This is a genomic window from Streptococcus pseudopneumoniae, assembly GCF_001074975.1.
Lineage (GTDB): Bacteria > Bacillota > Bacilli > Lactobacillales > Streptococcaceae > Streptococcus > Streptococcus pseudopneumoniae_D.
Genome location: NZ_JUUO01000137.1, coordinates 1 through 592, shown reverse-complemented (window position 1 = coordinate 592; position 592 = coordinate 1). Strand labels below are relative to the sequence as shown.

Below are 592 nucleotides of genomic sequence, written 5' to 3'. Positions count from 1 at the left end.
AAGATCGTGGTTACGTTCTTGTAAGTGATGGATTCACAGTAGGAGCTACTTATGACAAGGATGAGTCAGTTGATCAAGAATTCGTAGTTACCTTGAAACATGGTGAAACTCCAGTTGGACCAAACGATCCACATAACCCAACAGATCCAATCAATCCAAATGATCCAAACAGTCCTACATACCCTGCGGAAAATCAATGGAAGAAAGATGTAACGTCAACTGTTCATTATGTGGTATCAGACGGTAAGGCAACTGCCCCAGCTGACAATGTTCAAAATGCACAATGGACACGTACCTTAAAACTTGATAAGGTGACAGGTACAGTTCTTAACCCTGATGAATCATGGGTAGCTAATAAGGCTAACTATGGTGCAGTTCCAACACCAGGATTGACAGGTTACTACGCTGATAAAGGAAGTGTTGCGTCTAAGACAGTTACTCAAGAAAATCTTGAAGAAACTGTTACTTACAGACCGCTTGGCAGCTTGGTTCCGAAATCTGATGATCCAAACTTCCCACCAACACCAGGAGTGAAGTATCCAAATGATCCAAATGATCCAACCAAACCAGGTCAACCAGTTGTTCCAGATGT

Annotated in this window: 1 protein-coding gene; it reads left to right on the top strand. The window is 42.2% G+C overall.

The genetic code is table 11. From position 1 onward, the window contains the following. Positions 1-592: mucin-binding protein (locus ADI86_RS11925; RefSeq protein ID WP_049532913.1), on the top strand; the 592-nt coding region annotated here is incomplete at both ends.